Origin of the sequence: Massilia sp. KIM (assembly GCF_002007115.1) — a bacterium.
Classification (GTDB): Bacteria; Pseudomonadota; Gammaproteobacteria; order Burkholderiales; family Burkholderiaceae_D; genus Telluria.
Window position 1 is genome coordinate 589,867 of record NZ_MVAD01000002.1, and the last position, 26,650, is coordinate 616,516.

The 26,650-nt window shown below is 69.9% G+C and carries 22 protein-coding genes; 4 read left to right on the forward strand and 18 right to left on the reverse strand.

What is annotated here, in order from left to right:
• Positions 1-29: 29 nt before the first annotated feature.
• Positions 30-2,342 (reverse strand): CHASE domain-containing protein, encoded by a 2,313-nt coding sequence (locus B0920_RS17410; RefSeq protein WP_078034457.1) that lies wholly within the window; start codon positions 2,340-2,342, stop codon positions 30-32.
• A gap of 198 nt (positions 2,343-2,540) precedes the next feature.
• Here B0920_RS17410 and B0920_RS17415 point away from each other — a divergent pair, with 198 nt between their 5' ends.
• The 4 genes from B0920_RS17415 to B0920_RS17430 all read left to right on the forward strand — a co-directional run bounded on the left by B0920_RS17415 (position 2,541) and on the right by B0920_RS17430 (position 6,212).
• The gene (locus tag B0920_RS17415; RefSeq protein ID WP_078033917.1) at positions 2,541-2,996 is read left to right on the forward strand and encodes a hypothetical protein; all 456 of its coding nucleotides are present in this window, start codon (positions 2,541-2,543) and stop codon (positions 2,994-2,996) included.
• A gap of 93 nt (positions 2,997-3,089) precedes the next feature.
• Positions 3,090-3,695 carry an LON peptidase substrate-binding domain-containing protein gene (locus tag B0920_RS17420; RefSeq protein ID WP_229455698.1) on the forward strand — a complete coding sequence of 202 codons (606 nt, stop codon included), beginning with the start codon at positions 3,090-3,092 and terminating at the stop codon, positions 3,693-3,695.
• A 5-nt stretch (positions 3,696-3,700) separates the two neighbouring features.
• Entirely contained in the window at positions 3,701-4,447 is a 747-nt protein-coding gene (locus B0920_RS17425) for an anti-sigma factor (protein WP_078033919.1), read from the forward strand.
• A gap of 307 nt (positions 4,448-4,754) precedes the next feature.
• Positions 4,755-6,212: a DEAD/DEAH box helicase gene (locus B0920_RS17430; protein WP_078033920.1), complete on the forward strand. Its 1,458-nt coding sequence runs from the start codon at positions 4,755-4,757 to the stop codon at positions 6,210-6,212.
• Positions 6,213-6,258: 46 nt separating this feature from the next.
• Here the strand turns inward: B0920_RS17430 and B0920_RS17435 are convergent, their stop codons facing one another.
• The 17 genes from B0920_RS17435 to B0920_RS17510 form a co-directional block, all read right to left on the reverse strand.
• Positions 6,259-7,971 (reverse strand): histidine kinase famiy protein, encoded by a 1,713-nt coding sequence (locus tag B0920_RS17435; protein WP_078034458.1) that lies wholly within the window; start codon positions 7,969-7,971, stop codon positions 6,259-6,261.
• 126 nt (positions 7,972-8,097) lie between these two features.
• Positions 8,098-9,792, reverse strand: coding sequence for a hypothetical protein (locus B0920_RS17440; protein WP_078033921.1), 1,695 nt, complete (start codon positions 9,790-9,792; stop codon positions 8,098-8,100).
• Positions 9,789-10,589, reverse strand: a complete 801-nt coding sequence (locus B0920_RS17445; RefSeq protein WP_078033922.1) for a PIG-L deacetylase family protein — start codon at positions 10,587-10,589, stop codon at positions 9,789-9,791. The genes B0920_RS17440 and B0920_RS17445 overlap by 4 nt, the downstream gene beginning before the upstream one ends.
• A complete protein-coding gene (locus B0920_RS17450; RefSeq protein WP_078033923.1) occupies positions 10,579-11,421 on the reverse strand; it encodes a GNAT family N-acetyltransferase in 843 nt (280 codons plus the stop codon). Before B0920_RS17450 ends, B0920_RS17445 begins: the two co-directional genes overlap by 11 nt.
• Complete coding sequence (locus B0920_RS17455) at positions 11,418-11,798, reverse strand: GtrA family protein (protein ID WP_078033924.1); 381 nt, start codon at positions 11,796-11,798, stop codon at positions 11,418-11,420. Before B0920_RS17455 ends, B0920_RS17450 begins: the two co-directional genes overlap by 4 nt.
• Positions 11,791-12,819 carry a glycosyltransferase family 2 protein gene (locus B0920_RS17460; RefSeq protein WP_078033925.1) on the reverse strand — a complete coding sequence of 343 codons (1,029 nt, stop codon included), beginning with the start codon at positions 12,817-12,819 and terminating at the stop codon, positions 11,791-11,793. The genes B0920_RS17455 and B0920_RS17460 overlap by 8 nt, the downstream gene beginning before the upstream one ends.
• On the reverse strand, positions 12,816-14,738 hold the full coding sequence (locus B0920_RS17465) for a hypothetical protein (RefSeq protein WP_078033926.1): 1,923 nt from the start codon (positions 14,736-14,738) through the stop codon (positions 12,816-12,818). The genes B0920_RS17460 and B0920_RS17465 overlap by 4 nt, the downstream gene beginning before the upstream one ends.
• Positions 14,739-14,740: 2 nt before the next feature.
• Positions 14,741-16,174 carry a UbiA family prenyltransferase gene (locus B0920_RS17470; protein ID WP_179119207.1) on the reverse strand — a complete coding sequence of 478 codons (1,434 nt, stop codon included), beginning with the start codon at positions 16,172-16,174 and terminating at the stop codon, positions 14,741-14,743.
• Complete coding sequence (locus tag B0920_RS17475) at positions 16,167-19,073, reverse strand: glycosyltransferase (protein WP_078033928.1); 2,907 nt, start codon at positions 19,071-19,073, stop codon at positions 16,167-16,169. The genes B0920_RS17470 and B0920_RS17475 overlap by 8 nt, the downstream gene beginning before the upstream one ends.
• Positions 19,074-20,387, reverse strand: a complete 1,314-nt coding sequence (locus tag B0920_RS17480) for an FkbM family methyltransferase (RefSeq protein ID WP_078033929.1) — start codon at positions 20,385-20,387, stop codon at positions 19,074-19,076.
• On the reverse strand, positions 20,384-21,616 hold the full coding sequence (locus tag B0920_RS17485; RefSeq protein WP_078033930.1) for an ABC transporter ATP-binding protein: 1,233 nt from the start codon (positions 21,614-21,616) through the stop codon (positions 20,384-20,386). Before B0920_RS17485 ends, B0920_RS17480 begins: the two co-directional genes overlap by 4 nt.
• On the reverse strand, positions 21,616-22,416 hold the full coding sequence (locus B0920_RS17490) for an ABC transporter permease (protein WP_078033931.1): 801 nt from the start codon (positions 22,414-22,416) through the stop codon (positions 21,616-21,618). Before B0920_RS17490 ends, B0920_RS17485 begins: the two co-directional genes overlap by 1 nt.
• A 321-nt stretch (positions 22,417-22,737) precedes the next feature.
• Positions 22,738-23,157, reverse strand: coding sequence for a type II TA system antitoxin MqsA family protein (locus B0920_RS26020; RefSeq protein ID WP_179119208.1), 420 nt, complete (start codon positions 23,155-23,157; stop codon positions 22,738-22,740).
• Between the two features lie 97 nt (positions 23,158-23,254).
• Positions 23,255-24,151 (reverse strand): hypothetical protein, encoded by an 897-nt coding sequence (locus B0920_RS26025; RefSeq protein ID WP_179119209.1) that lies wholly within the window; start codon positions 24,149-24,151, stop codon positions 23,255-23,257.
• A gap of 134 nt (positions 24,152-24,285) precedes the next feature.
• Positions 24,286-25,080: a Crp/Fnr family transcriptional regulator gene (locus B0920_RS17500; RefSeq protein WP_229455699.1), complete on the reverse strand. Its 795-nt coding sequence runs from the start codon at positions 25,078-25,080 to the stop codon at positions 24,286-24,288.
• The gene (locus B0920_RS17505; protein WP_078033934.1) at positions 25,073-25,408 is read right to left on the reverse strand and encodes a VanZ family protein; all 336 of its coding nucleotides are present in this window, start codon (positions 25,406-25,408) and stop codon (positions 25,073-25,075) included. Before B0920_RS17505 ends, B0920_RS17500 begins: the two co-directional genes overlap by 8 nt.
• Positions 25,409-25,530: 122 nt before the next feature.
• Entirely contained in the window at positions 25,531-26,649 is a 1,119-nt protein-coding gene (locus tag B0920_RS17510; protein ID WP_179119210.1) for an acyltransferase, read from the reverse strand.
• Position 26,650 lies beyond the last annotated feature (1 nt).

A 26,650-nucleotide genomic window follows, 5' to 3' on the forward strand; every position in this document is an offset into this window, starting at 1 on the left:
GGCGGACGGAGGTCCTGCCGCGCTGGCTCCTAGGCCTGCGCGCCCGCGTCCGCGTCGGAGTCCGTCGGCTGCGCCTCCAGGCGCGCCGGCGGCGCCACGTAGCGCGGCAGGTAGATGGTCACGGTCGTCCCCTTTCCCGGGGCGCTCGCCAGCCGGATATGCCCACCGCTCTGGCGCACGAAGCCGTGCGCCATCGACAGCCCCAGCCCGGTGCCCTTGCCCTCGGGCTTGGTGGTGAAGAAGGGTTCGAAGGCGCGCTCCATCACTTCCGGCGGCATGCCGTGGCCGCTGTCCTGCACCGCCATCGCCACGTAGTCGCCCGGCGCCAGCTCGGGGTCGCCCGCCAGGCCGGATGGGTCCACCGTCACGTTCTCCAGCGCCAGGCGCACCGTGCCCGCGCCCTCCATCGCGTCGCGCGCGTTGATCACCAGGTTGAGCAGGACGTTCTCGAGCTGGTTCGGATCCACCAGGGTCGGCCACAGTTGCGGCGGCGCGCTGCGTTCCACCGTGACGCTGTCGCCGGCGGCGCGCAGCAGCAGCGAATCCATGCGCTCGAGCAGCTGGCCGATGTCGACCACGGTCGGGTGCAGCGGCTGGCGGCGCGCGAAGGCCAGCAGCTGGCCGGCCAGCTTCGAGCCGCGTTCGACCGCGTCGAGGATGCTGTGCAGGCGCTTGCGGTTGATCGGGCCGTCGGCGCGAAGCATCAGCTGCACGTTGGCGCTGATGATGTGCAGGATGTTGTTGAAGTCGTGGGCCACGCCGCCGGTCAGCTTGCCCACCGCCTCCAGCTTCTGCGCGCGCGCCAGCGCCCGGCGGGCCTCGTCCAGGCCCTGCTGGCGTTGCTCTTCGCGCGCCTCGGCCTCGCGCCGCGCGGTAATGTCGCGCACGAACATGGTCGCGCCCGAGCCGGCATCGGTCGGCAGCATCGCGACCGCCAGCTCGACCGGCACGCGGCGGCCGCTCGCATGCTGCACCTCGGTCTCGACCGGCGCCCCGATCAGCGGGCAGAAGCCGGTGTCCTTGAACGTCGCGAAGCCCTGGCGGAACTTGTTGCGCTTATCCTCCGGCAGCAGGTGTTCCACGGGACGGCCCACCGCCTCGTCCGCCTCCAGGCCGAAGATGCGCGTGGCCTTGGCGTTCCAGTCGGTGATGCGGCCGGCCGTGTCGACCGCCACGAAGCCGTCGTAGGCGTTTTCCAGGATCACGCGGATGCGTTCGCGCTCGGCCGCCGCGCGGTCGTGCGAGACGCGCAGCTCGCGCGTCATGGCCTGGGCCAGCTGCAGGGCGCGGCGGCGCTCGGTGGCCAGCAGCCAGACCACCAGCGCCAGCAGGAAACCGAGGCCGATGCCGGTGACGGCGATCAGCAGCGGGCGGGTGGTGTCCAGGCTGGCCTCAAGCGCCGCGCCCGGCCGCATCCCCACGGTCCAGGTGCGGCCGGCGATCTGCAGCGGCGTCACGGTCTCGAAGCGGGCGGGGGAGGCCAGTTGCCCGGGTGAGCGGTACAGCAGGGCTTCGGGAGTGCGCTGCGCGCCGTCGTAGATCTCGACGTCGAGCTGGCCGGCGGCGATGCCGCCCACGCCGCGCATCAGGTCGTTCATGCGGAAGGGCGCGTAGACCCAGCCCGCCAGGGCCGCGCGCCGCTCTTGCACGCTGGCCGCGGGCAGGCTGGCGCGGTAGACCGGCAGGTACATCAGGAAGCCGGACTGGGTGCCTTCGCTGCCTTCCTGCACCAGCACCACCTTGCCGCTCATGGCGGCGCGCCCGCTGTCGCGCGCGGCTTCCATCGCGGCGCGCCGTACCGGTTCGCTGTACATGTCGTAGCCGAAGGCGCGCAGGTTGCGCCCGGCGAAGGGTTCGATGTGGGAGATCGCGGTCCAGGTCTGGCGCGGCTCGTCGGGCCGCACCCGGTAGTCGGGAAAGCCTTCGGCGCGCACCTGCGCCTCGTGGGCCTTGACCCGGCCGGGAGGAAGGAAGCTGGCGATCCCGATCGCCTCCAGGCCGGGGAAGGCCTGGTCCAGGCTCAGCACCCGGTAGTACTCGGCGAACTCGGCGCGGCTCACCTCGACCGAGCCGCGCAGGTAGCCGCGCGCGCCGCGCAGCACCTGTTCGTACACGGCCAGGCGGCGCGCGATGCTGTAGGCCATGTCGCGGGTGCGGTAGTCGAAGCTCTCGCGCAACTGTTCGGCGGCGCTGCGGCGCGCGCTGTCCCAGGCGCTGTAGGTGGCCACCAGGGTGACCAGGAACACGATCATCGCCAGGAGCAGGGGCGCGTGGCCGGAGCCCGGCAAGGGCAGCCGGCCGCGCAATGCGCGCGGCGCTTCATCGGGTTCGGTAAGCAGCATGTCGTCGTGCACGCACGGGCGGCACCCGTGGCGGATGAATTTTTCGGAAACGCGCAAGTTTGGGTAGCATACGCATCCTTGTCCCGGCCGGGCGCACGTTCTTGACGCATCGGGCAAGGATTCATTATGGCGTAATTTTTCTCATATGCAACGTTTAAATCGAGACAGAACCGATACACCTAAGGCGCGGAGGCCGGCATGAGCCTGGCGCCGGCGCTGCGCCGCCACTGGCCGCTGTCCCTGCTCGGCGCCGGCCTGCTGCTGGCCCTGGCCTGGGGCGCGCTGGCCCCGCTGGGGGGCGGCAGCCACGCCCTGGTGTTCGAGGTGCCGCGCGGCGCCCACCTGCACCCGGGCGGGCTGAGGCTGCCGGCCGCGATCCGCCTGACCCTCGGCGTGCAGGACGTGCTGCTGCTGCGCAACCGCGACACGGCGCCCCTGGTCTTCGGTCCGGTCGACGTCGCCCCGGGCGGCGAATTCCGGCTCGCGCTCGAGGACGAGGGCGAGTTCGTCTATGCCTGCCCGGCGGTGGAGGGCGGCCGGGTGGTGCTCTCGGTGGTGGCCGCGCCCGGGCCCGGCTGGGAGCGGCTGCGCTGGCGCCTGGGCGCCCTGGTCCAGGCCCTGCGCTACCTGCCCTTGAAGCCGCCGGAACCCTGATCCGCCTCTTGGCGGAGGCTTGCGGAATCCCTGCAATCGTGCTCCCGTTTCGGCTGCGATTCTGTCATCATGGGAGCCATGTCGACGATTTCCATGCCACTGTTCCCGCTCAGTACGGTGCTGTTTCCGGACGGGGTGCTGCCGCTGCAGGTGTTCGAGGTGCGCTACCTCGACATGATCAGCCGCTGCCTGCTCGAGGAGACGCCGTTCGGGGTGGTGCTGCTGACCTCGGGCCACGAGGTGCGCCAGCCGGGAGCGGAACAGGAGCGCTTCGTCGCCGCCGGCACCATCGCTTCGGTGACCGAAACCACCGCCACCACGCCGGGCCTGCTGCAGGTGCTGTGCCGCGGCGGCTCCCGCTTCAACATCGTCACCGCCGAGCAGCGCCTGAACGGCCTGTGGATGGCCGAGGCCGAGCTGGTCGAGGACGACCAGAGCGTGCGCGTGCCCTCCGAGCTGCAGGGCGCGGCCGACGCCCTCGACCGGGTGCTGGCCTCGCTGCACGACGTGCCCCAGCACCGCTGGCCGGTGCAGCCGCCGTTCCGCCTCGAGGACTGCGGCTGGGTGGCGAACCGCTGGTGCGAACTGCTGCCTTTGCCGAACCAGCAGAAGCACCGGATGCTCATGCTCGACAACCCCGTGATCCGCCTCGAGCTGCTGCACGACGTGCTCGACGAACACGGCCTGATCACTTCCTAGCCGGCATGAAATTCTCGGACGACCTCCTGACCGCCTACATCAACGGTGAACTCGCCGAACCGGCGCGCGCGGCGGTCGAACGGGCGATGCGGGCCGACCCCGTGCTGGCCGCGCGCATCGCCCAGCACCGCGCGCGCCGCAGCCGCATGGTGAGCGTCTCGGCCAACGGCCACGACGGCTCCAGCCAGCCCCAGCGCCAGCCGCCCCCGGGCGGCGCCAAGGTGGTCCACCTCGACGCCCTGCGTCCGGGCCGGGCCGGCCCGCCGCCCCCGCGGCCGCAGCCGGACCTGCGTTGGGGCGCGCGCCACTGGGCGGCGCTGGCCGGCGCCCTGGCCGTGGGCGCGCTGGCCGGCGCCCTCGGCTGGCGCAGCCTGGGCAGCGACCCCGGCATGGTCACCCTGGTCGAGCGCGACGGCGCCCTGGTGGCGCGCGGCAAGCTCCTGACGGCCCTGAGCGAACAGCTGGCCAGTCCCGGGCCGGCCGACGGCGGGGTGCGCATCGGCGTCACCTTCGTGGCCAAGGACGGCGCCTATTGCCGCAGCTTCGTGCTCGACACCACCGCCGGCCTGGCCTGCCGCAGCCGCGGACGCTGGACCATTCCGGTGCTGGCCCAGGGCCAGCCGGGCGCCGCCTACCTCGACGGCAGCGTGCTGCCCCAGGCCGTGCTCGACGCCATCGAGGAGCGCAGCGCCGGCGCCACCCTCGATCCGGTGGCCGAACGCGCCGCCCAGCAGCGCGGCTGGAAACCCTGAGTGCATAAGCTGCCTCGGGCGCCGCGCTGTCCGGCAAATCCATTTCCGTTAACAAACTGTTCAGAAAACAGGACAGCATATACAGGGGTGCCGATTTCAGGTATCGTGTCACCCGCTAAAAGTGCCTCTACGTCCGCGTACCGGCAGCGTTTGCGGCCCCAACGGCCGGCAACGCCCGGACCTGCGCCAGCGGCGGGCTGCCAGGGAAGCTTGCCCGGCCGCCGCCGTTTCCCCACCCGGAGCTTTGCATCGCGCGCGGCTGTCGCCAGCCGGGCCGTAGAGCCTAAACAATGAATGCCCAATAACTATGTCTGATACACCGAACAATACCGATACCGCGGGCGCGGCGCCGAGCGTGCGCTTCGCCGACTTCGGCCTGGCGCCGGAGATCCTGCGCGCGCTCTCGGACCAGGGCTATGTGCACCCGACCCCGATCCAGGCCCAGGCGATTCCCGTCGTGCTCAAGGGGCGCGACGTCATGGGCGCGGCCCAGACCGGCACCGGCAAGACCGCCGGCTTCTCCCTGCCCATCCTCCAGCTCCTGATGCCGCACGCTAACAGCAGCATGTCCCCGGCGCGCCATCCGGTGCGCGCCCTGGTGCTGACCCCGACCCGCGAGCTGGCGGTGCAGGTGGCCGACAACGTCGCCGCCTACGCCAGGCACACCCCGCTGCGTTCGACCGTGGTGTTCGGCGGCATGGACATGAAGCCGCAGACCGAGATCCTGCGCCGCGGCGTCGAGGTCGTGATCGCCACCCCGGGCCGCCTGCTCGACCACGTCGAGCAGAAGAACATCAGCCTGGCCCAGGTGCAGATGCTGGTGATGGACGAAGCCGACCGCATGCTCGACATGGGCTTCCTGCCCGACCTGCAGCGCATCATCAACCTGCTGCCCAAGAAGCGCCAGAACCTGATGTTCTCGGCCACCTTCTCGCCCGAGATCAAGAAGCTGGCCAACACCTTCCTGACCGAGCCGGTGACGATCGAGGTGGCGCGCAGCAACGCCACCGCCGACAAGGTCACCCAGGTGGTCTACAAGGTCGAGGAAGAGCACAAGCGCGACGTGGTCGAGCACATCATCCGCCAGCGCGAGCTCAAGCAGGTGATCGTGTTCTCGAACACCAAGATCGGCGCCTCGCGCCTGTCGCGCCACCTGGAGCAGAAGGGCATCAAGGCCTCGGCCATCCATGGCGACAAGACCCAGCAGGAGCGCATGGCCGCCCTGGACGCCTTCAAGAAGGGCGAGGTCGAGGTGCTGGTGGCGACCGACGTCGCCGCGCGCGGCCTCGACATCTCCGACCTGCCTTGCGTGATCAACTTCGACCTGCCCTACAACGCCGAGGACTACGTACACCGCATCGGCCGCACCGGCCGCGCTGGCGCTTCCGGCGACGCGATCTCGGTGTATTCGGACAAGGACGAGCGCCTGCTGAGCGACATCGAGAAGCTGATCAAGCAGTCGGTGCCGAAGGGCGCGCTGGAAGGCTTCGTGGCGCCCACCGCGCGTGCGCGCGACGCCTACGGCAGCGAGCGCCGCGGCCGCCGCGGCGACGAGTACACGCCGGGCGCCGTGCCGGGCGGGGCGCGCCCGCCGCGTTCCGGCGCCGGTCCGGCGCCGCGCCGCGAGAAGGTGGATCCGTGGTTCCTCAAGCCCTACGAGCCCGCGGCCGCGCCGCGCAAGGACGCCGCCCAGGCGCCGGTGGCCCAGTCCAAGCCGGCCAAGCAGAAGCTGGCCTTCCTGCTGGGCGGCGTGCCCAAGCAGTAAAACCCTGTAGGGATGCCGCTGGCGCCGGCCGGCGCCGGCGGCGCGATCAGGCGGCGCGCTTGAGCGCCGCCCGGATCCGCTCCAGCAGCTCCTGGTGCTGGTAGGGCTTGGCCAGCACGTCCAGCCCTTCATCCTTCCCGGCCCGCCCGCCGCGTCCCGGCAGTTCGTCCATGTAGCCGGTGGTCACCAGCACCGGCAACGCGGGCCTCAGCACCCGCGCCTTCTCGATCAGCTGCAGCCCGTTCATCCCGCCCGGCATGATCACGTCGGTGAACAGCAGGTCCACCTCCGCCCCGCCTTGCAGCAGGTCGAGGGCCCGCTCGCCGCTCGGCGCCGACAGCACCCGGTAGCCCTCCATCTGCAGCATGGTCTCGGCCAGCTCGCGCACGTCCTCGTTGTCCTCGACCACCAGGATGCGGCTGCCTTCGTTGGCATCCGCCTCGCGCGCCTGGTCGCCGCCGTCCATGTCGTTGCTGGCGGCGACCTGCTCGCTCACCGGGAACACCATGCGCACCTGGGTGCCCCGGCCCGGCTCGCTCTCGATGTCGAGCTTGCCGCGCGACTGCTGCACGAAGCCGTGCACCATCGCCAGGCCCAGGCCGGTGCCCGGCCCCTTGGTGGTGAAGAAGGGCTCGGTGGCGCGCCGGCGCACCTCTTCGCTCATGCCTTCGCCTTCGTCCAGCACGCAGATGCACACGTACCCGCCCTCGGGCTCGCCCCCGGGCAGCTTGAGCAGCTGGCGCCGCTCGGGCGAGAGCACGGCGGTGCCGACCGTGACCCGGCCGCCGCCCGGCATGGCGTCGCGCGCGTTCATCACCACGTTCAGCAGCGCCATCTCGAGATAGGTCGGGTCGACCGTGCACAGCGGCAGGCCGGGGCGCAGGTCCAGGCGCAGCTCGAGCTTGTCGCCCAGGGTGCGCACCAGCATGTCCGAGAACTCGACCACCAGCGCGTTCAGGCTCACCCGGCGCGGCTCCAGGCGCTGCTTGCGCGCGAAGGTGAGCAGTTGCTGGGTCAGCTTCCCGGCCTGCATGGTGGCGCGCTGGGCGCGCCGGATCGGTTCCAGCACCTTCGCGTTGCCGCCGGCGGCCAGCCCGGCCACCTCGAGGTTGCCGTTGATAACCTGCAGCAGGTTGTTGAAGTCGTGGGCCATGCCGGCCGAGAGCTGGCCGATGGCTTCCATCTTCTGGGCCTGCAGGTAGGACTCCATCGTGCTGCGCCGCTCGGTGATGTCCATCTGCGAGGCGAAGAAGTGCATCAGCCTGCCTTCCTGGTCGAAGATCGGCCCGATGAAGAGGGCGTTCCAGAAGGGCGTGCCGTCGGCCTTGTAGTTCAGGATGTCGACCGCGACCGCGCGCTCTTCCTGGATCGCCTTGCGGACTTCGCGCACGGTGGCGGGATCGGTGTCCGGTCCTTGCAGGAAGCGGCAGTTGCGGCCGACGATCTCCTCGTTCTGGTAGCCGGTCAGGTCGGTGAAGGCATTGTTGGCGAACACGATCGGGTTGTCGTGCTGGCGCGGATCGGTGACCACCATCGGCATGCGGGTCATCTCGACCGCGGCGAAGAAGATGTTGCCGCGCTCGTCGAGGCCGCCGTGGTCGATGTAGCTGGCCTGCCAGTGCTTGATGCCGGGATTGCCGAGGGGATGGACGGCATTGCCCTCGATATCGCCGTCGGCCGGCACGCCCACGCTCTGGCCGCCGCCCTGCACGTCGAGCTCCTTGTCGAGCGCTTCGTCCTTTTCCGGTCCTATCACCATCGACTGATCTCCGCCTTGGAACATGGCGTCGCGGGCCATGTGCTCCTGTCTTTGGGCGGACTATACCGGTTCCGCGTCCCGCGCTCCGTACGCGGGCACACACAAAGGCGGGGCGGGCGCGGCCGTTCAGTGCGGAGAGCGGGCCGGAGCGGCTGCCACGGCGCTGGCGCCGCCCGGCGCCGCCAGCCGGACCAGGCGGTAGCCCGGGCCGTTGGTCACCAGCTCGAGCTCGGGCGGCAAATGGTTCGGCCCCAGCATCAGCATCCACGACAGGTCTTTCGGCAACTGTTCCCGCGTCAGGGGCGCGCCGCCCGGCGGCAGTTGCAGGATCTGGGTATCCGGGTGGTCGATCGCGAACTGGGCGCGCATCAGCACCTGGGGATTGTCGCCGGCAATGGTGAGCTTGGGCAGCTCGGCCGCGGGCACGTGCTGGCGTACCGCCGGGCCGGCCAGGTCGCCCGGGGCCGGGGTGCGCATCTTGGCCAGCTCGAGCCCGATGCTCGACTGGCCGGCGGCCAGCGAGGCGGGCAGGGCGACGAACACGAACAGCAGCGGGGCAGCGCGCACGCCGGCGGCCCAGCCCAGCAGCAGGGCGGCCTGCAGCACGACCAGGGCCATGGTGCCCGGGTGGGCCAGGTCGATGCCGGCGATGTCGGGGCCGTCGACCATCAGCAGGCGGTACAGCGGCAGGTCGGTCCAGAGCTGGTGCAGGACCGCGCACAGGCCGAGCGCCAGGATCCAGCGCAGCACCGGCGCGCGCTGGTCGGCGGCGGCCGCGGCGGCGGCCACGGTCCACAGCAGCGGGAAGCCGAAGCTGTAGTAGCGCAGGTGCAGGCGCATCAGCTCTTCCACGCCGAACATCGCCAGCGAGGCGGTGTACATGATGGTCACGGCGGCCGCCGCGCCCAGGGTCAGCAGGGTGTACAGGGCCAGCTGGCCGAGCGGATCGTCGGCGCGGCGCAGCACGCGGGTGCACAGCAGGTGGCCCAGCACGGCCAGCGGCAGCGCGAACAGCAGGGCGAGCACGATCAGGTGGCCCTTGGCGCTGGTCAGCGCCGGCAGGACCTGGTCCAGCATCGAGGTGGTGGCGGTGGTGGCGGCGCGGCCGTAGAACGGGCCCCACAGCGACAGGCCGGCCTGATCCACCAGCAGGTAGCCGAGGCCGAACTTGGCGCCCAGGGCGGCGCCCGCCGTCACCAGCATGGCGCCGGCGGCGGGCAGCAGCCAGCGTCCGCCGCGCTGGAAGGCGCAGTAGGCCAGGAACAGGCAGACCCCGGGCAGCAGGAAGAGCGCATGCACCTTTACCAGGCTCATCAGGCCGACCACGAGGCCCGCCAGGGCGCCCTGGGCCGCCCAGTGCCAGCCGCCGCGGGTCAGCGCGACCCAGCTCAGCACGCAGAAGCCGAAGTAATAGGTGGTCTCCGGCATGAAGTAGGCGCTGTACAGGTTCAGCGGCGACAGCAGGGAGAACAGGGCCAGGGCGCCGGCCCAGGGGGCGGAGGCGTAGCGCCGCGCGGTCAGGTAGACGAAGGGCGTGGCGCCCGCCAGGAACAGCAGGTTGCCGGCGCGGACGCATTCGAGGAAGCCGGCGCCGCAGGCCTTGCTGGCCCCGAACAGCCAGATGTAGAGGTAGGAGGGCACCAGGGCTTCGGCGTGCGGCGCCAGGCGCGACATGCGGCTGTAGTACCACTCGTCGGCGAACACCGAGGGCATCAGGCCGTGGTTGCGCTGGTAGAGGAACAGGACCACGCCGGCCAGCACGGCCAGGAAGGCGATCAGGGGAGCATGCCGGCGCGGACCGGCGGCGGGAGCGATGTTCACGGGCGGCTTTCCTTGTCGGCAGGGGAGGCTGGCCACGCGGCGTGCCAGGAATCGAGCAGTGCGCGCAGGCGCTCCCAGGTGAAGAACTGGCGTTTTTCGTAGTACAGCGGGCCGGCGTGGGGGCGCTCGGCGAGGCGGGCCGGGTCGACCGCCTGCACGCGCTCGACGCCCCTGGCCAGGGTGTGCAGCAGGACGAAGGGGAAAAGGCCCAGCCAGGTGACGCGCTGCGAAGGATAGGACAGGCAGCAGCGCAGGTTGCGCAGGCGGTCGCCCCAGGGCAGGCGCAGGGCCTCTGCCGGGCCGTTTTCGGGCAGGGGCGCGAGGACCCGGAACAGGGGGCCGGGCAGGCCCGCCGCCTGGTAGAGCGGGAACTGGCGCGCCCGTCCCAGCAGGCCGCGCGCGGCGGCGATGCGCACGCCGAGCGCATGCAGGGCGTCGTGGTCGTGGTGCCCGCCCTCCCAGGCCGGCAGGTAGAGCGCTTCGATCTCGCCGAGCCCGTCCAGCCAGGCCCGCAGCCAGGCGGCGGCGGCGTCCAGGTGCAGCGGCAGGCGGGCGTCGCCGATCCCGCAGGCCTGGCCGGCGAAGGCGACGTCGGCCGGACCGACCCCGAGCCCGGCCAGCACCGCCAGCGATTCGGCATTGCGCACGGCGGCGCTGGCCTGTGCGGTCTGGCCGTCGGTCAGGTAAGCGCAGGCCACGCGCAGGCCGCGCCGCCGGTAGTTGCGGATGCGCTGCAGCACGCCGAACTCGTCGTCCTGGTGCGCGAACAGGAAGACCGCGCAGCGTTCAGTAGGCATCGAAGTCGAGGAAGCTGAACTGGATGCGCGCCGCGTCCAGCCGGGACGGACCCTCGCCGAAGGCGCGCCAGATCAGGTTGAGCGGCGAGGGACGCAGCGACATCGGGATGCTGGCGTAGTTCCAGTAGCGGCTGGCGGCGTCCGGCGCGAGGCCGATGAACAGGCGCAGCGGCGACAGGCCGGGGCCGGCTTCCACGCCGGCCGGCGCCGGGTCGTCGGGCAGCTCGGCGTAGGCCGGCAGGCGCAGGCCCGCGGCCGCCGCGTAGAAGCGTCCTCCGGGGCGGCGCCAGACCGGGTTGTGCGGGTTGGCGCAGCGCCAGGCCAGCGCCTCGGCGTTCCAGCTGCGGCCGAAGGACAGGGTGTGCGGCGCGGGCGGCGCGCGGTGGCGCAGGCCGCCCAGGCCGACGCGCGCTTCCAGCGGCCGCACCAGCTGGAAGCCCAGCTTGCGGATGAAGCCCGGGGTGCTGTTGGCATTGGCGACGCCGTAGACGCCGGCGAAGCCGGCCGCGGCCCCGGCCTCGTAGGTCATGGCCGCGAGCTTGGTGAACAAGCCCTTGCCCTGGTAGTCGGGATGGGTGGCGGTGTTCAGCGAGAGCAGCACCAGCGACTCGCGGCCCTCGACCCAGACCCGGGCCGGCACACACACGTAGTGGGCCGCCAGGCGCTCGCCGTCCCAGGCGTCGTAGCCGACCGCCTTGCCGTCCGGGTTGGCGAGGTAAAGCCAGTCCAGGTAAGCGGGCGTGAACTTGTGCACGCCGGGGAAGCAGGCGGCGAACAGTTCGCCGTAGCGGGCGAGGGTGGCGGGGTCGTGCTGGACAGGGAGAAAATTCATGGTTTGAAGATCCAGTGTTTGCTCAGCAAATAGCCATTGACGGCAACCAGGGGCAGCGACACCAGCTTGCCGGCCAGGGGGCTGGCCAGCAGGGCGGCGCCGGCCGCGACGCAGGCGAGGGTCAGCAGGTAGTTCAAGCCGGTCACGCACAGGTAGCGCGCGACCACCTGGACGTTGGAGCGCGCGCCGAAGGTGAGCTTGCTGTGGAACAGGTAGTTCACCATCAGGCCGGCGCCGAAGCCGGCGCTGGCCGCCGCGCCGTAGTGCGCGCCGGCGCCCAGCAGCAGTTGCATCAGGCCGATGTCGACCAGGGCGGACAGGCCGCCGCCGGCCACGAACACCGCGAAGCGCTGCCAGTCGGGACGGGAATCAGCCATGCGGGTGCAACTGCGGCAGCAGTTTCTTGTGCAGGGGCCGGGTCGGCACCATCGCGATGTCGTAGGCGAGGAAGGCCAGGATCAGTTGCACGCCCATGATCACCGGCAGCGCCGCCAGCATGACCGTGCCGGCCGGGGTGGCGACGCCGGCGCGGGCCCCTTCGATCCAGTGGTGCAGGCCGTAGAGGGCGCCGAAGCCGGTTAGCAGCAGGCCCAGCGGCAGCTCCAGGGAGGCCAGCGACATGTTGCGCAGGTAGTAGTTGTAGAACAGGCGCTTGCCGAAATTGCGCACGTGCTTGAGCGCGAACTCGGTGACCACCTTCGAGATCTTGAGGTTGCTGACCTCGTCGCCATACTTGGCGTGCATCGGCACGTCGGCCACCACCGCGCCCAGGGTATTCAGGCGGAACAGCATGTCGGTCTCGAAGAAGTAGCGCCGGCTGATCTTGTCGAAGGGCAGGTAGCGCGCGGCGTCCGCATGGATGGCGGTATAGCCGTTGGTCGGATCGAACAGGTTCCAGTAGCCGGAAGAGAGCTTGGTCATCAGCGACAGCGCGGCATTGCCGAACAGGCGCATGGGCGGCATGGCGCGGATCCGTTCCAGGTCGAAGAAGCGGTTGCCCTTGGTGTAGTCGGCCTGGCCGGCCAGGATCGGCGCGATGAAGGCCGGCAGCAGGGAGGCGTCCATCTGGCCGTCGCCGTCGATCTTGACGATGACCTCGGCCCCGTCGGCGATCGCCGCCCGGTAGCCGGTCATGACCGCGCCGCCCACGCCCTGGTTCTCGGCGTGTTCCAGCACCCGCACCCGCGGGTCGGCGCAGTGGGCGCGCACGAAGGCGCCGCTGCCGTCCGGGCATTTGTCGTCGACCACGTAGATCCGGGTGACCTCGGGACCGATGCCTTCGATGACCTCGAGGATGTGGCGGGTGACCCGGTAGCTCGGGATCACCACCGCGACCGCGGGGGGAAGATCGGAGGCGCGCCGCAGCGCGGGCTGGTGGAAGTGTTCGGTGCTATTCATGGTGTGCTGGGCGCTGCTGCGCGAACGCTGATGTCTTGCAGGAAAAAGGCGAGCTGGCGCGGATCGCCCGGGCTGGGCGAGCGGGTGCGCTCATGCTCGAACTCGATGACCAGCGGCTGGCCGGGTGCGACCGGCCCTTGCGGCAGGGGCAGGGCCGTGGCGCGGTCGAGTGCGTGCCAGCCGAGGTCGGCGCCATTGGCGAACACCCGGGTGCGGCCGGGCGCGTCCAGGTAGCGGCCGCGGATCACGATCGCGCCCGGCGCCAGGCCCCCGACCTGCAGGCGCAGGCGCGAGCGCGCGCCCGTGGACCAGATGCCGTCCCAGCCCGGGCCGTTGAATTCCGGATCGCTCCAGCCGGCCAGCAGTTCGAGCTTGCCGGCCCCCACGTCCTCCGGACCGAAGCGGCGCTGCGCCAGCGCGCCTGCCTGGCAGCGGATCGGGCCGTCGACGTAGCGCCAGCCGCGCGTGGCGGGCGTGGACGCAAGGCCGGGAGCGAGGGTGGCGCCGCCGCCGCACAGGCTTTCCTGGGCTGCCGGGTTGCCTTCGTGGACCAGGGCCTTCACCACCTGGCCGCCGGCGCGCCAGGCGTAGACCTGGTCGGCGCGCAGGTAGTTGTCGTGCACGCCGGCCCGTTCGGCGAAGATCTCAGGCTCGGGATGGTAGATGCCGGGGACGTGGGCCAGCAACTGGCGCGCCAGCGGGCTGAAGTTCACATAGGGATAGCTGGCCGCGTGCGCGGTGGCCAGCAGCTGTACCACGGCCACCCCGACCGCCAGGCGCTTGACGCCAGGATGGCGGCGCAGCAGCTCGAGCAGGGCGAACACCAGCGGCATCGAGGCCCAGAACACGTAGCGCATCATGCCGGCCGCGTCCGAGTTCCAGTTCAGGATCGACAGCGCCGGCAGCGCCAGCGCCAGGGTGAACAGGGCGCAGGCCGCCAGCACGCGCAGGCCGTGGGCGCCGAGCGCGCGCCCGGCCAGCAGCAGGGCGGCCAGCAAACCGGGCAGGCCGATCAGCATGCCCTGGTTGAGGTCGAAGAAGAAGGAGAGCAAGCGTTCGGAGCCGACCAGGTTCGGATCGGAGAAGCGCCGGGCGATCAGGTTCGGCACCCCGTACTGGTAGAGGTTGAACAGCACCGGCAGCGCGAACACGGCCACCCCCAGCGCCAGGCCGAGCAGGCTGCGGCGCCCGAGCTGGGCGCGCAGGGCCGCCGCCAGGGTCTGGCCGGGCCGGTAGTCCATGGCCAGCTTGATCAGGGGCGCGAAGCCGAAGAAGAACACGATGGTCGGGTTCTGCAGGCTGGACACGCCGGCTAGCAGCGCGCCCGAGACCGGCGCGCCGCTGGTGTAGCGCAGCAGGCCGGCCAGCAGCAGGGCCGCGCTCACGCATTCCGGGCTGCTCCAGCGGAAATACAGGACGCCGCCGCACAGCATGAACAGGGCCAGGCCGCCCCAGGCGCGGCGCTCGTCGCCGAAGAAGCGGCGCAGCGCCAGGCCGAGCACGAAGACGGCGGCCAGGTTGACCACCACGAAGGCGCGGAAGGGCGGCAGGCCGAGCGTGTCGAGCAGCTTGAAGGGCAGGGCCGCCATCAGCGGGTAGCCGAAGAAGTGGACCGGATAGACCTTGTCGCCGCGGCCGCGCGCGAAGGCCGCGTACAGGTCCCGCTCGCCCGCCCGCATGCCGCGTTCGAGCTGGTCGAAGGGCTCCTTGAAGGCGCCCTCGAGCAGCGGGCGGGTGCGCGCGATGTCCTCCAGCCGCACGTCCGGGCTGGCATGGCTGGCGATGGCCACCGTGTCCACCGTGTACTCGACCGCGTCGCCGCGGTAGGCGGTGGGGGCGAGCGCGGCCAGCAGCACCAGCGCCAGCGCCAGCAACAGGGGGAAGCGCCAGTGCGGCGCGGCGTGGTGGGCGGCCCGCATGCTCAGGCGGCCAGGGCGCCCAGGCCCAGGCAGAGCGCGATGACGAGCAGGCTGACCTTGTCCTTGCTGACGTAGAGCACCGGGTCTTCGTTGACCTGGCCGCGGAAGGACAGCACCCACAGGCGGCCCAGCCAGAACACCAGCAGCGGCAGGATGCCGGCCAGCCATTCGGGAGTGCGGTAGAGGTTCAGCACGTTCTCCGAATTAAAGTAGAGCATGAAGATCAGCACCGAGACGAAGGCGGTATTGATGCCCATGATGCCGATCGGGGTCTTGTCGGCCGTGGTGTAGCCGCGTCCGCGGGTCTTTTCCTTGCCCTGGCGGTGCAGGTTGAACAGCTCGCTGTGGCGCTTGAGCAGGGCCAGGCTGAGGAAGATGAAGAAGGAGAAGGCCAGCAGCCAGAACGAGGGCGCGATCCCGGTCGCGGCGCTGCCGCCCAGCACGCGCAGGCTGTACAGCAGGGCCAGGGTGACGATGTCCACCATCAGCAGGCGCTTGAGGTAGACCGAATAGGCCACGGTGGAGACGAAGTACACCGCGACCACCACCAGCAGCAGCGGGTTGTACCAGGCGCACAGGGCGATGGCGGCGAAGGCCAGCAGCGGGCTGCTCATCAGCGCCAGCGGCAGGGGCAGGGCGCCGGAAGCGATCGGGCGCTTGTGCTTGGTCGGGTGCACGCGGTCGTCCTGGGCGTCCAGGGCGTCGTTCAGCAGGTAGGCGCTGGAAGCGCACAGCGAGAAGGCCACAAAGGCCACCAGCGAGGCCTGCAGGGTGAACAGGTCGAAGGCGTGGCCGGCCAGCATGGGCAGGAAGACCAGCATGTTTTTCAGCCACTGGCGCGGGCGCATGGCCTTGAGCAGGGCCTTGGCCGCGCCGCCGCGCACGCTGCCCGAATGGCTGGTCTCGCGGCCGTCGGCCAGGCGGAAGGGCTTGCGGGTGACCGACATCGGGTTCTCGCAGCTCAGCCAGACGGCAAGGTCGGCGCGCGAATTGCCGATGTAGTCGTAGCCGCGCTCGCCGAACAGGGCGCACAGTTCGCGCGCCTTGTTGTGCGAGGTCAGGTTGACCTTGTCCTCGGTGGCCAGCACCTGGTCGAACAGCCCCAGGTGGGCGACGATGGCCTCGGCGAAGCGGCGCTGCGAGCCGGTGGCCAGCACCACCGTGCGGCCCGACGCCTTCTCGGCCTCGATCAGGGCCAGCACGTGCTTGTCGTAGGGCAGGGCGGCCGGGTCGAGCTCGACTTCGCGCGCGATGCGCTCCTTGAAGCCGGCCTTGCCCAGGAACAGCCAGAACGGCAGGATCCAGGCGCGCAGGATGTTCTTCTTCAGGAACAGCACGATCGATTCCCACAGCAGATCGGAATGGATCAGGGTGCCGTCCAGGTCGACGACCAGCGGGCGCAGCGCGCCGCCGGCCATGGCTTGTCGTTCACGCATCGCGTTCTCCTTCATGCAGCGTCTTGTACCAGCGGCCGCGCACCAGTGCGTCGACCACCTGGCGCGCGCTGTCGTTCCAGGTCAGCCAGGGCATGCCGGCCGAGCCCGGCGCCTTGCCGGCGCGGTGCAGGTCCAGCCAGTCGGTGACCGCCGCCGCCAGGTCCTGGGGCGCCAGGCCGTCGAAATAGGTGGCGTGCTCGCCCGCCACCTCGCGGAACACGGGCAGGCTGCGCGCCAGGATCGGAATGCCGTGCTGGGCCGCCTCGATCAGCGGCAGGCCGAAGCCTTCGCCTTCGGAGGGGGCCAGCAGGGCCGAGGCGCTGCCGTAGAGCTTGAGCAGCATCTCGTCCGAGATGCCGGCCAGCCAGAACAGGCGCTTGCCCTTCTCCGGATGGTTCGCCATGCGCTCGGCAGTCTTCTCGACCATCCAGCCCTGCTTGCCGACCACCACCAGGTTGACGTCCACCCCGCGCTCCCACAGCAGCTCGAAGGCCGCCAGCGCCTGGGCATGGCCCTTGCGCGGCTCCACCGTGCCCACCATCAGGAAGCTGGGACGCTCGCCGAGGGCGGCCAGGACCGCCGGGGCGTCCGGCGGCAAGCCCTTGCTGGGCGCGCTGGCGTCGATGTCGGCGCCCAGGTGGAACCAGCCCAGCTGCAGCGGCACCGTGCGCTGCAAGCCCTGGCGCGCGACCCAGGCCGCGAACTCGTCGGCCACCGCGCGCGAGATGCAGACCACGCCGTCGGCCACGCGGTGCACGGTGCGCAGGAAGTCGGCAAAGCCTTCCTCGGTCCCGAAGGGGAAGACGTCGGGGCGCAGCACAGGCAGCAGGTCGTACATGCAGAAGTGGACCTGCACGCCGCGGTCGCGCAGCGCGAGCAGCATCTGCTCGTTCTGGTGGATCCCGCTCAGGAACAGGTCGAGGCCGAAGAACAGGTCGCCCGGGCGCATTTCGACCGGGGCGTCTTCCAGGTCCAGGCCGCTCACGCCCACGGTCTTCAGGCCGAAGCCGCGCGCGTAGTGGAAGGGGCGGTTGCCGCCGGTGCCGAACACCGGCTCGACCCGGAAGCCTTGCGGTGGATGGGCGATCAGCGACAGCAGGACGCTGCGCACCACGCGCTGGATGCCGGTCTTGAGGTCAGTCTGGACCAGGGCGGAAACGTCCACCAGCAGCTGGCGCTGGGGCAGGGCGGGGGCGCGGTTGAAGGCGATCGCCTCGGCCAGCGCCGGCAGCTCGTCGGGAGCGCAGCGCGGCGCGACGGCGCGCACCAGCTCCGGATAGCCGGCCTGGGGGCCGCGCATGTAGAAGTGCTCGATGGCCTCGCGGCACAGGCGGCCGGCGCGCGCCGGGGCGTGCTCGCTTTCCATGTGGGCCAGGGCGCGCTGGGCCAGGCCTTCGCGCAGCACGCTGTCGCCGCGCAGGCGGCCGAGGGCCTCGGCCAGTTCGCCGCTGGCGAAGCGGTCGGGCAGCTTGAGCAGCAGGCTGTCGTCGATCGAGGCGCTGGAACCGTGGGCGTTGACGATGGTCGGCACGCCGTACAGCAGGCAGTCGAGCACCGCGGCCGAGGTCTCGCCGCGCGAGGCGCCGCGCAGCTGCACGGCGCTGTCGCAGCCGGCCAGGTAGTCGGCGTAGGTGGCGGCGTCCACGAAGCCGGTGATGCGGATCCGCTCGGCGCAGCCGCTGGCCTTGATCTTGCGCGTCATGGCGGCGCCGTACTGGCCGCCTTCGTTCTCGCCCACGAACACCAGGCTGCAGCGCGGGTCCTGGGCCAGGGGCGAGGCCAGGAAGGCGTCCAGCAGCTCTTCGTTCAGCTTGGTCGGCCCGAGCAGGCCGAAGCTGCACACCACGAAGTCGTCGGCGCCGAACTTGAGGCGCGCGCGCGCGGCGGCGCGGGCCTGGGGCGAGGCGGCACCCTCCGGCTTGCCGCGCAGGAGGGGAATGGTTTGCCAGGCGTCGGCCGCGCCCGGACCGTACCACTCCTCGGCCAGGCGGCGCGGGTAGTCGGAGTGGACGATGATGCCGGTCGCGTGCTCGAGCACGCCGCGGTTGAGCGGCATGGCCCAGACGCTGGCGTTGCGGCCCTCGGCGGCGAGGCGCTGCAGGCCGGTGTAGCCGTGCGACTCGTAGAGGTTGCGCAGGAAGCCCTGCGGCAGGTAGCGCTGGTGGTCGAGGTAATCGATCACGTTGGCGAGATAGAAGTCGTGCAGCACCACCACGCCCGGCACTTCGCGGATCAGCTCGAACATGTGGCGGTGGGCCGGCGAATTGCCGACGTGGTAGAGCACCCGGTCCATCTCGTGGGCGTGCTCGCGCAGCCATTGGGCGTCGCGGCGCGGGAAGCGGCTGATGCGGGCGTCCGTGATGTCGTCCTGCTCGACCACCAGTTCGATGTCGTAGAAGGCGGCCAGCTCGGGGACCAGCTCGGCGCTGTAGTCGGCGATGCCGGATTTCTCGGGCGGCAGCGGCGAGACGTAGGCCAGGCGCGGTTTGCGCGCGCTCTCGCGGGCGGCCGGAGTCTTCTCGGCGGCGGTGGCCTGGACCCGCACCCACAGGGCGGCCGGATCGGCCCCGTCCAGCGCAACGGTCAGGAAGGCGGCGCCGTCGTGGCTCGCGCCGGGCGGCGCCAGCACCACGTCCGGCGCCATGCCGGCGAGGGCGCGCGCGTGCACGGGTGCGCGCAGTGCGTCCTGGCGCGGCAGCAGGAAGGGGCGCACGCGTTCGCGCGCCACCAGGCCGTCGAAGGCCAGGCGCAGGCGGTCGGTGGCGCCCGGTTCATGGGCCGGCGTGGCCAGCCAGATCTCGGCCCCGGCCTCGCGGGCCAGGCCCAGCAGGCCGCGCGCCAGCGCGAGGCGGGCCGCGGCCGGCTGCGGGTCGTTCAGAAAGTCGATGACGATGCGCATTTATTGTCCTGCCTGTTGTTCTGCGGCGCCGGCGCCGCGCGCGCGTTCGAGATCGGCCAGCACCCGGCGCACCGAGACCGGCAAGCCCTTCAGGTGCTCGGGCACTTCGACGCCGGCCGGCGCCTGCTGCGGCACGTCGAGCTTGATGGCGGCCAGCTTGCTGCTGACGCGCTGGCCCAGCGCTGGATAGCGGCGCAGCACCGGGATCAGCAGGCGGCGCAGGCGCTCGTTGGCGGTCAGGCGGTTGACCACGCGGCGCGCCAGGTGCGGGCGGCGCAGGGCGTGCAGCGCGCCTCCGGCCAGGCGCAGCGGGGCGGTGATCTTCCACGAGCTGCTGGACAGGGTCGCCAGCAGTTGCTGTTCGATGCCGCGCGCCCAGTCCGACAGCTGGCGCGCGCTCTCCTGGGTGGCCAGCAGGCGCTCGTCGAGCGCGGCGATCTGCTCTTCGCGCTGACGGAGCTCGTCTTCCAGGCGGGCGCGGGTCGCCTCGAGCTCGTCGGCGGTGTCCTGGGCCAGGCGCTCGGCGCGGGCGGCCCGTTGCTGCTCGGCGGCGATGGTGGCGCGCGCGCGCTGGTCGAGCGCGGCCAAGGCCTCGCCCTGCTCGCGCAGGCCGCTCCAGGCCTTGTCCAGGTGGTGCGAGATGAAGGCGTCGAACACGTTCGGCTGCACCTGCAGGCTGGCCAGCAGTTCCGGGTGCTCCTCGGCCACGTAGTAGCGGTTCAGGCCGTCGAACCAGGCGAAGCGGTAGCCATGCGGCGTGACCAGGTGCTCCCAGCGCTCGTGCACGGTCTCGCGGCTGTTCGGCAGGGTCGCTTCGATGACCAGGATCCAGGGGCGCCAGCGGCGCAGGTCCAGCCCGCGCAGCACTTCGCCCTCGAAGCCTTCGACGTCGATCTTGAGGAAGTGGATTTCGCCCTGCACGTGTTCTTCGCAGACCGTGTTCAGGGTGCGCACCGGCACCTTGAGCTCGGCCACCGTATGGCCTTCGCTGCGGTGCAGCTCGGCCACCGCGGCATCGGGCGAGGCCCAGCCGCGCACGGCCGGCACGTCGTACAGGGTCAGTTCGCCGTCCTCGGCGCCGGCGGCGATCGCCAGGTTGACGTCGCGCGGGCGCTGCTCCAGGAAGGCCTGGTGGAAGGCGGGCAACGGCTCGATGCTGATGCCGCGCCAGCCGGCGTCGTAGAAGGCCTTGGTGACCGAATGCTCGACCGGGTCGTTGGCGCCGACGTCGATGTAGAAGCCGTTCCCGACGTGGCCGAGGGCGCGCCACAGCAGCACGTCCTCGAAGTTCTGGGCGTAGGAGATGAAATTCATGTGCGTTGGATGTGGACGGCCGGGTCGAGCCAGGCCGAGCCTTCGAAGTGGGGGCGGCGCATGTTCATCACGGTGAACACCAGCGCCAGGTCGCGCCATTCGTAGTTGTTCACGAGGTGGGTGTCGGTGCTGACGATGGCGGTGGCGACCGAGTAGCTGCCCGGCCCCAGGTTCATCGGGAAGGCGAAGCGGTACACGACCTGCTCGCCGGGCGCGACGTTCTCGAGCGGCAGGTCCTTGAGGTGGGTGTTGGTGCCGTACATCGGCTGGCCCAGGCGGTCCTTGATCATGTAGCCCAGCACCATGCGCGGGATCGGAGCCTTGACATCGACCCGCACCTCGAGCGTGACCGGGCTGCCGACGTCGACCACCTCGACCCGGTTGCCGTCGGCGTCGAGCAGGGCGATGTCGGCCACGCTGGCTTCGCCGGTGCCGGACACGGTCTGGGTCTTGCCGCCTTCGGCTTCGGCCTGGCGCACGGTGGCGCCTTTCTCGTTCTCGCGCTCGGCGATCAGGGCGTTGTAGTAGTCCATGATCGCTTCCGGCTTGCCTTCCATGGCCAGGCGCCCGCCGTCGAGCAGGATGGCGCGGTCGCACACCGACTGGATCGCCTGCTTGTCGTGCGAAACCAGCAGCAGGGTGGTGCCGGCCTTGCGGAACTGGCGGATGCGCTCGAAGCTCTTGTGCTGGAAGTAGGCGTCGCCCACCGACAGGGCCTCGTCGACGATCAGGATGTCGGGGCGGCGCGCGGTGGCGACCGAGAACGCGACCCGCATCTGCATGCCACTCGAGTACACGCGCACCGGCTGGTCCATGTAGTCGCCGATCTCGGCGAAGGCTTCGATCTCCGGCATCAGGGCGGTGATCTCGTCCACCGTCATGCCCAGCAGCTGGCCGGCCATGTAGGCGTTCTGGCGGCCGGTGAAATCGGGGTGGAAACCCATGCCCAGTTCGAGCAGGGCGGCAACCCGGCCCTCCATCCAGACCTGACCGGTGGTGGGCTGGGTGGTGCCGGTGATCAGCTTGAGCAGGGTGCTCTTGCCCGCGCCGTTGATGCCGATCAAGCCCACGGCTTCGCCGGGGGCCACCTGGAAGCTGATGTCGCGCAGCACCCACTTTAGGCTGTGGCGCTGGCCGAGGAAGGGCAGCATCCATTCGGCCAGGCGCGACCAGCGCGTCGGGTAGAGCTTATAGGCCTTGCCCAGGCCTTGTACGGAAATCGCGCCCATCAGAGTTCGTCCACCATTTCGCCGGAGCGTTTGCGGAACAGGCGCAGGCCGAGCACGCACAGCAGCAGCGCGATCACGGTCGCAGGCAGCAGGCTGCGCCAGTCGGGCAGTTCGCCCTTGACCAGGATGGCCTGGTAGGCCTGCACCAGGGCCGCCATCGGATTGTTTTCCATCAGCGGACGGGCCTGGGCCGGCAGGATCGAGGCCGGGTAGACGATGGGCGTGAGCCAGAACCAGAACTGCATGGCGATGGTCACGAACTGGCCGACGTCGCGGAAGAAGACGTTGAGCACGCCCACCACCATGCCGAGGCCGATCGCCAGCAGCACCTGCACCAGCAGCACCGGCACGATGGCCAGGAAGACCAGGCCGGGGAAGTTGCCGGAGGCGATCAGGAACAGGGTGAACAGGCCGAAGATGATGCCGAAGTTGACCAGGGCGCTGAGCACCGCGATCACCGGCAGGCAGATGCGCGGGAAGCTGATCTTCTTGAGCAGGTTGGCCTGCTCGACGAACATGTTCTGGCCACGCGCCACGATCTCGGCGAACAGGCCCCAGGTCAGGATGCCGGCGCAGAGGTAGATGGAATAGGCGAGGCTGGAATCGCTGCCCGGCAGGCGCGCGCGCATGACCTCGGCGAAGATCACCGTGTACACGAGGATCATGGCGAGGGGGCTGAGCACGGACCAGACCGCGCCGAGCATGGCGTTGGCGTATTTCGACTGGAATTCGCGTTTGACGCTGCCCAGCACGAAACCGCGGTAGGCCCACAGGCCTCGCAGCATCAGGGGCGAAATCATGATGTGGACGAAGCGGGTTTTGCCGCGCAGAAATGCGGCGCGAGGCGTCGCGTCGGGAACGTTGTCATAGTGTCGGGAACCGGTGAGCCGGAAATTATACTCTACCGATATGGCAACACTTTGTTCAATTGTAACGTTTTGTCGGGGCGGGGAGAGATGTGCGCTGGTGGAATGCTGGCAAACTTGGGTCCCCGCCAAGGGGGCCGCCGAGGCCGGGGACGACGTTGTTTACAGAGCTCGGTATAGCGATTGTCCGACTTCGGCTACGTCCCTCTGAACGTCGTCCCCGCGAAGGCGGGGACCCAAGTTCTTCGCAAACCCCTACCGCTTGGTATCGGCCCCCAACTCCCGCACGTCCGCGATCAGCTCCGGCCGCCGCTCCAGCAGCAGCAACAGGTTAACGAGCGCCTCCGGCACCTCCGCCTCCCCGCTTTCATAGCCCGCGAAGGCCTGCGCCCCGCCGCCCAGCAGGCTGCCGGCTTCGCTCCGGCTCAGCCCCAGCCCGGTGCGGATCTTGCGCAGCCGTGCCCGCAGCCGCGCATCGGCATCGACCTTGTCGCGAAAGCCGCGCACGTGCTCGTGGAACTCGTGCCCATGCTCGCGGATATGGATGATCTCCTTGCACGACTTGCAGTAATCCCCCACCACGTCATGGATCAGGGTGGTCTTGCCCTTGTAGGTATAGGGGATGCTGCGGATGTCGTAGACCAGGTGGCCGTCGTCGCAATGGGGGCACTTCATGGTTCTCTCTCCCGGTTTTCGCGTGCGCCGATTATGCCAGCGCATGCGAAAAACCCGGGCACGACTCGCGCGTGCGCCGAGCCGTGCGTGTCCCGGCCTACTTCTGTCCGGCGTCCGGTGGAACGATGGCGCCCTGGATCTGGTAGGCCTTCGGATTCGCCTTGCCGCCGCCGTCCGACAAGCGCTCGACCGATACCAGTTCCGCGGACGGCCCGGCCTTCGTGGCATCGGCGCGCGGGATAGGATCGAAGCTCCATGACCCCGTAGCGGGAATGTTCCTGCGCAGGGTGTACACGGTAATCACGGGTTGCACCGCGACCGCGACCTCGTAGCGCCTGGTGACGGGTGGTGGCGTCCCTCCGTTCAAGGCTTTGGCGCCTGGTGAGGACAAAGCCCACTGCTTCGTAAAAAATTCTTTCATGGGAATCAGGTTCGAGACGTTCGACCCTTCCGCGATGGGTTGTGCCGAACTGGACGCGCTGGTCAGCGTACCGTCCGCAGCAAAGCCGAAGTCGGCGCTGGCCGAGCCGAACAGCGGTGCGACGTTGCGCACATACAGCTTTCTCCCGGGACGAACCTCATGCTTGGTCTGGTTGCTCAGCACTTCTTCGCAATGCGGGTTGTCCGGCATCGAATGCTTGCCTAGTTCAGCGAGCTGACGTTCCACTGCGGTTCTCGCTTCGTCGGGCGAACTCCACCCCGCGTTCTCGACGATCTGGTTCGCAGCCCTGCGTACTTCGGCAGGTGGAACGCAGACGAACAAGGCCGGACCGCGGCTTGGCAGGACGAGGAGCGGTTTCTCGTTGCCCTCCTCGAACACCGTGACCTGGATCTGCCAATCGGTGACTGCGCGTTTCGTTTCGTGGTAGTTGACGAGTTCCTTTTCAAAGAAAGGAATGCCCGTCAGTTGCCCGTTTGGCGAGGCCGTATTCGCCGGCTTCTCCTGGTCAAAAACCTCGACAGTGACGCAGCCGCAGAGAGACAGGGCTGTCAACAGGCCCGCAGCTTGGTGGATTCTTGTCCGCACAGTACCTCCCTAGTGTAATTAATTGCCTAATTGGCAATTGAATAATACACAATTCGCGAGAGGTAAATGAAAATTTGTGACTAAGGGTAGTTTTACCGAGCTCAGCCCTGCACCAGCTTCTGCAGCGCGTCCGGCTTGACGATGATGAGGCGGTGGGCGTCCTTCTGGACGATGCCCTGCTGGGCCAGCGCGGCCAGGGCCCGGGTGACGGTCTCGCGGCTGGTGTTGATCATGTTGGCGATGTCCTGGTGGGTCGGCAGGTCTTCCACTACCGCCGGCTCGCCCGGTTGGGTCTGGCCCTTCTTCTGCATCAGCGCCAGATAGGTATAGATGCGCTTGGCCGTGTTGTTAATGCTGAGCAGGGCGCGGAATTCGGAGTCGCGCTGGATCTTCTGCGCCAGGTGGCGCAGCATCTGCTTGGCCACCGAGGGCGAATGCGAGAACAGGTGCAGCGCGGTGTTGGCCGGCAGGAAGGCCACCACCACCGAGCTCAGCGCCACCACCGAGGCCGAGCGCGTCGAATTGTTGATCAGGGCGATCTCGCCGAAGAAGTCGCCGGGCGCCAGCATCCGCAGTCCGATCGCACGTCCGTCCTCGGTCACGTCGATCACCTGCAGTTGGCCGGACAGCAGGAACAGCAGGCCGTCGCCATGCCCGCCTTTCTGCAGCACGATCTCGCGCTTGGCGTACTGGCGGATCCGCACCTCCTGCTTGACCAGCGCCATTTCCTCTTCGCTCAGCTCGGCGAGCAGGGGAATCTTGCGCAGGTGGATCTGCGCTTGCGGACGACCCGGGCCGGGGCGCGTGTCGACCGGGATGCTCATGCCCCCGGCGTCCAGTTGGTCGTCCCCGCTCGGGGAGGTGGCGGCGAGTTTCAGGTTTCGTGCTTCAGGCATAGGAAAAGGAAGCGTACAGATGGAACAGGACGGCGGTGAAGGCGATGCCGGCGGCATTGGCGGCCAGGTCCCGCCAGCAGAAGCGGCGGTCGGGCACCAGGGCCTGCAGGCACTCGATGAGCCAGCCGCCCGCCAGCAGGCCGGCCAGCCACCACGCCTTGCCTCCATGCTCGCCAGCCAGCGGCAGCGCCAGCGCGGTCAGCACGGCGAAGCCGGCGAAGTGCATGAATTTGTCGTTTGGCAAGGGCGGGAGCCAGCGATTCGGGACCAGGCAGCCCGCCGTCATCGCCGTGGCCACCAGCGCCAGCAGCAGCGCGTTCCACCCCATCAGATCCAGACCATCCAGTTAAGCGAACTCATACCGGCATGATTGTATATGCTCGAGCCCGGCTACGTGCGTATTCGTTGCGAAATGCGGCATTTTTGCCGCGCCATCTGCCGCGTCGGCATTCACGCGCGCCGCGCGGCGGCGGGCTGGACCGGCGCATGGCGCGCTTGCAGGCGGCGCCGGACGGCCTCCAGCGCAGGCGCCTCGACCAGATGCCAGCTGGCGATCGCCAGCAGGCCCGTCACGGCCAGCCCGGCCGCCAGCAGGCGCAGCGGGCCGGCGCCCGGCATCAGCTCGCTGAGTATCAGCAGCACCGGCCAGTGGTAGATATACACGCCATACGAGTAATCGTGGCGCTGCAGGTGGCTCAGCGCGGGCAGGCGCGCGCTGCCCACCCACAGGGCGAGGGCGGCCAGGGCCAGCACGACGCCGAACCAGGTGAAGCCGCTCGCGCCAAGCGCCGCCCAGCGGGTCCAGCACAGGGCCACCAGGACGCAGGCGCAGAGGAAGGGGCGCAGCCCGAACACGGCTTGCGGCAGCCAGGCCTGCAGCACCACGCCGGCCAGGAACAGCGACCACAGGCGCACTTCCCAGACGTAGCCGGCGGCCACTTCCGGGAACAGGTTGGCGGCCAGCAGCAGGAACAGGGCGGCCCCGCCCAGCCACTGGCGCATCGGCAGCACCGCCATCATGCCGACCAGGGCCAGCATCACGTACATGCGGCCTTCCCAGTACAGGGTCCAGAGCGGGCCGTTCAGGTCGCGTCCGCCCAGCACGCCGGCGATGCGCAGCTCCTCGGGCGGGATGTTGTACTGCAGGCCGTGCAGGACCGTGTTGCCGAAGATGTAGCGCCAGGGCGCGGCGTCCAGCAGCCCGGCCCAGCCCGCGGTCGAGAACCAGCCCACCGCCACCGCCGTGGTCAGCAGCAGGCAGACGAACAGGCCCGGAATGATGCGCGCCACGCGGCGCAGCGCGAAGCGTCCCAGCTGCGGATCGCGCAGCCAGCTCTGGCCGACGAACATGCCGCTGATCAGGAAGAACACGCCGACCGCCAGCGCCCCGAGGTCGGCCACCGGCTGCAGCAAGGTGGTGACCGGATCGCGCCCGGGATTGGCGCGGCTGAACGGGTAGGCGTGATAAACCACCACCAGCGCGGCGCAGACCAGGCGCACCAGGTTGAAGCCGTTCTCGCGGGTGCCGAGCGCCTCGCCCAGGGTGCGGGAAGAAGAAGGATGCGTCATG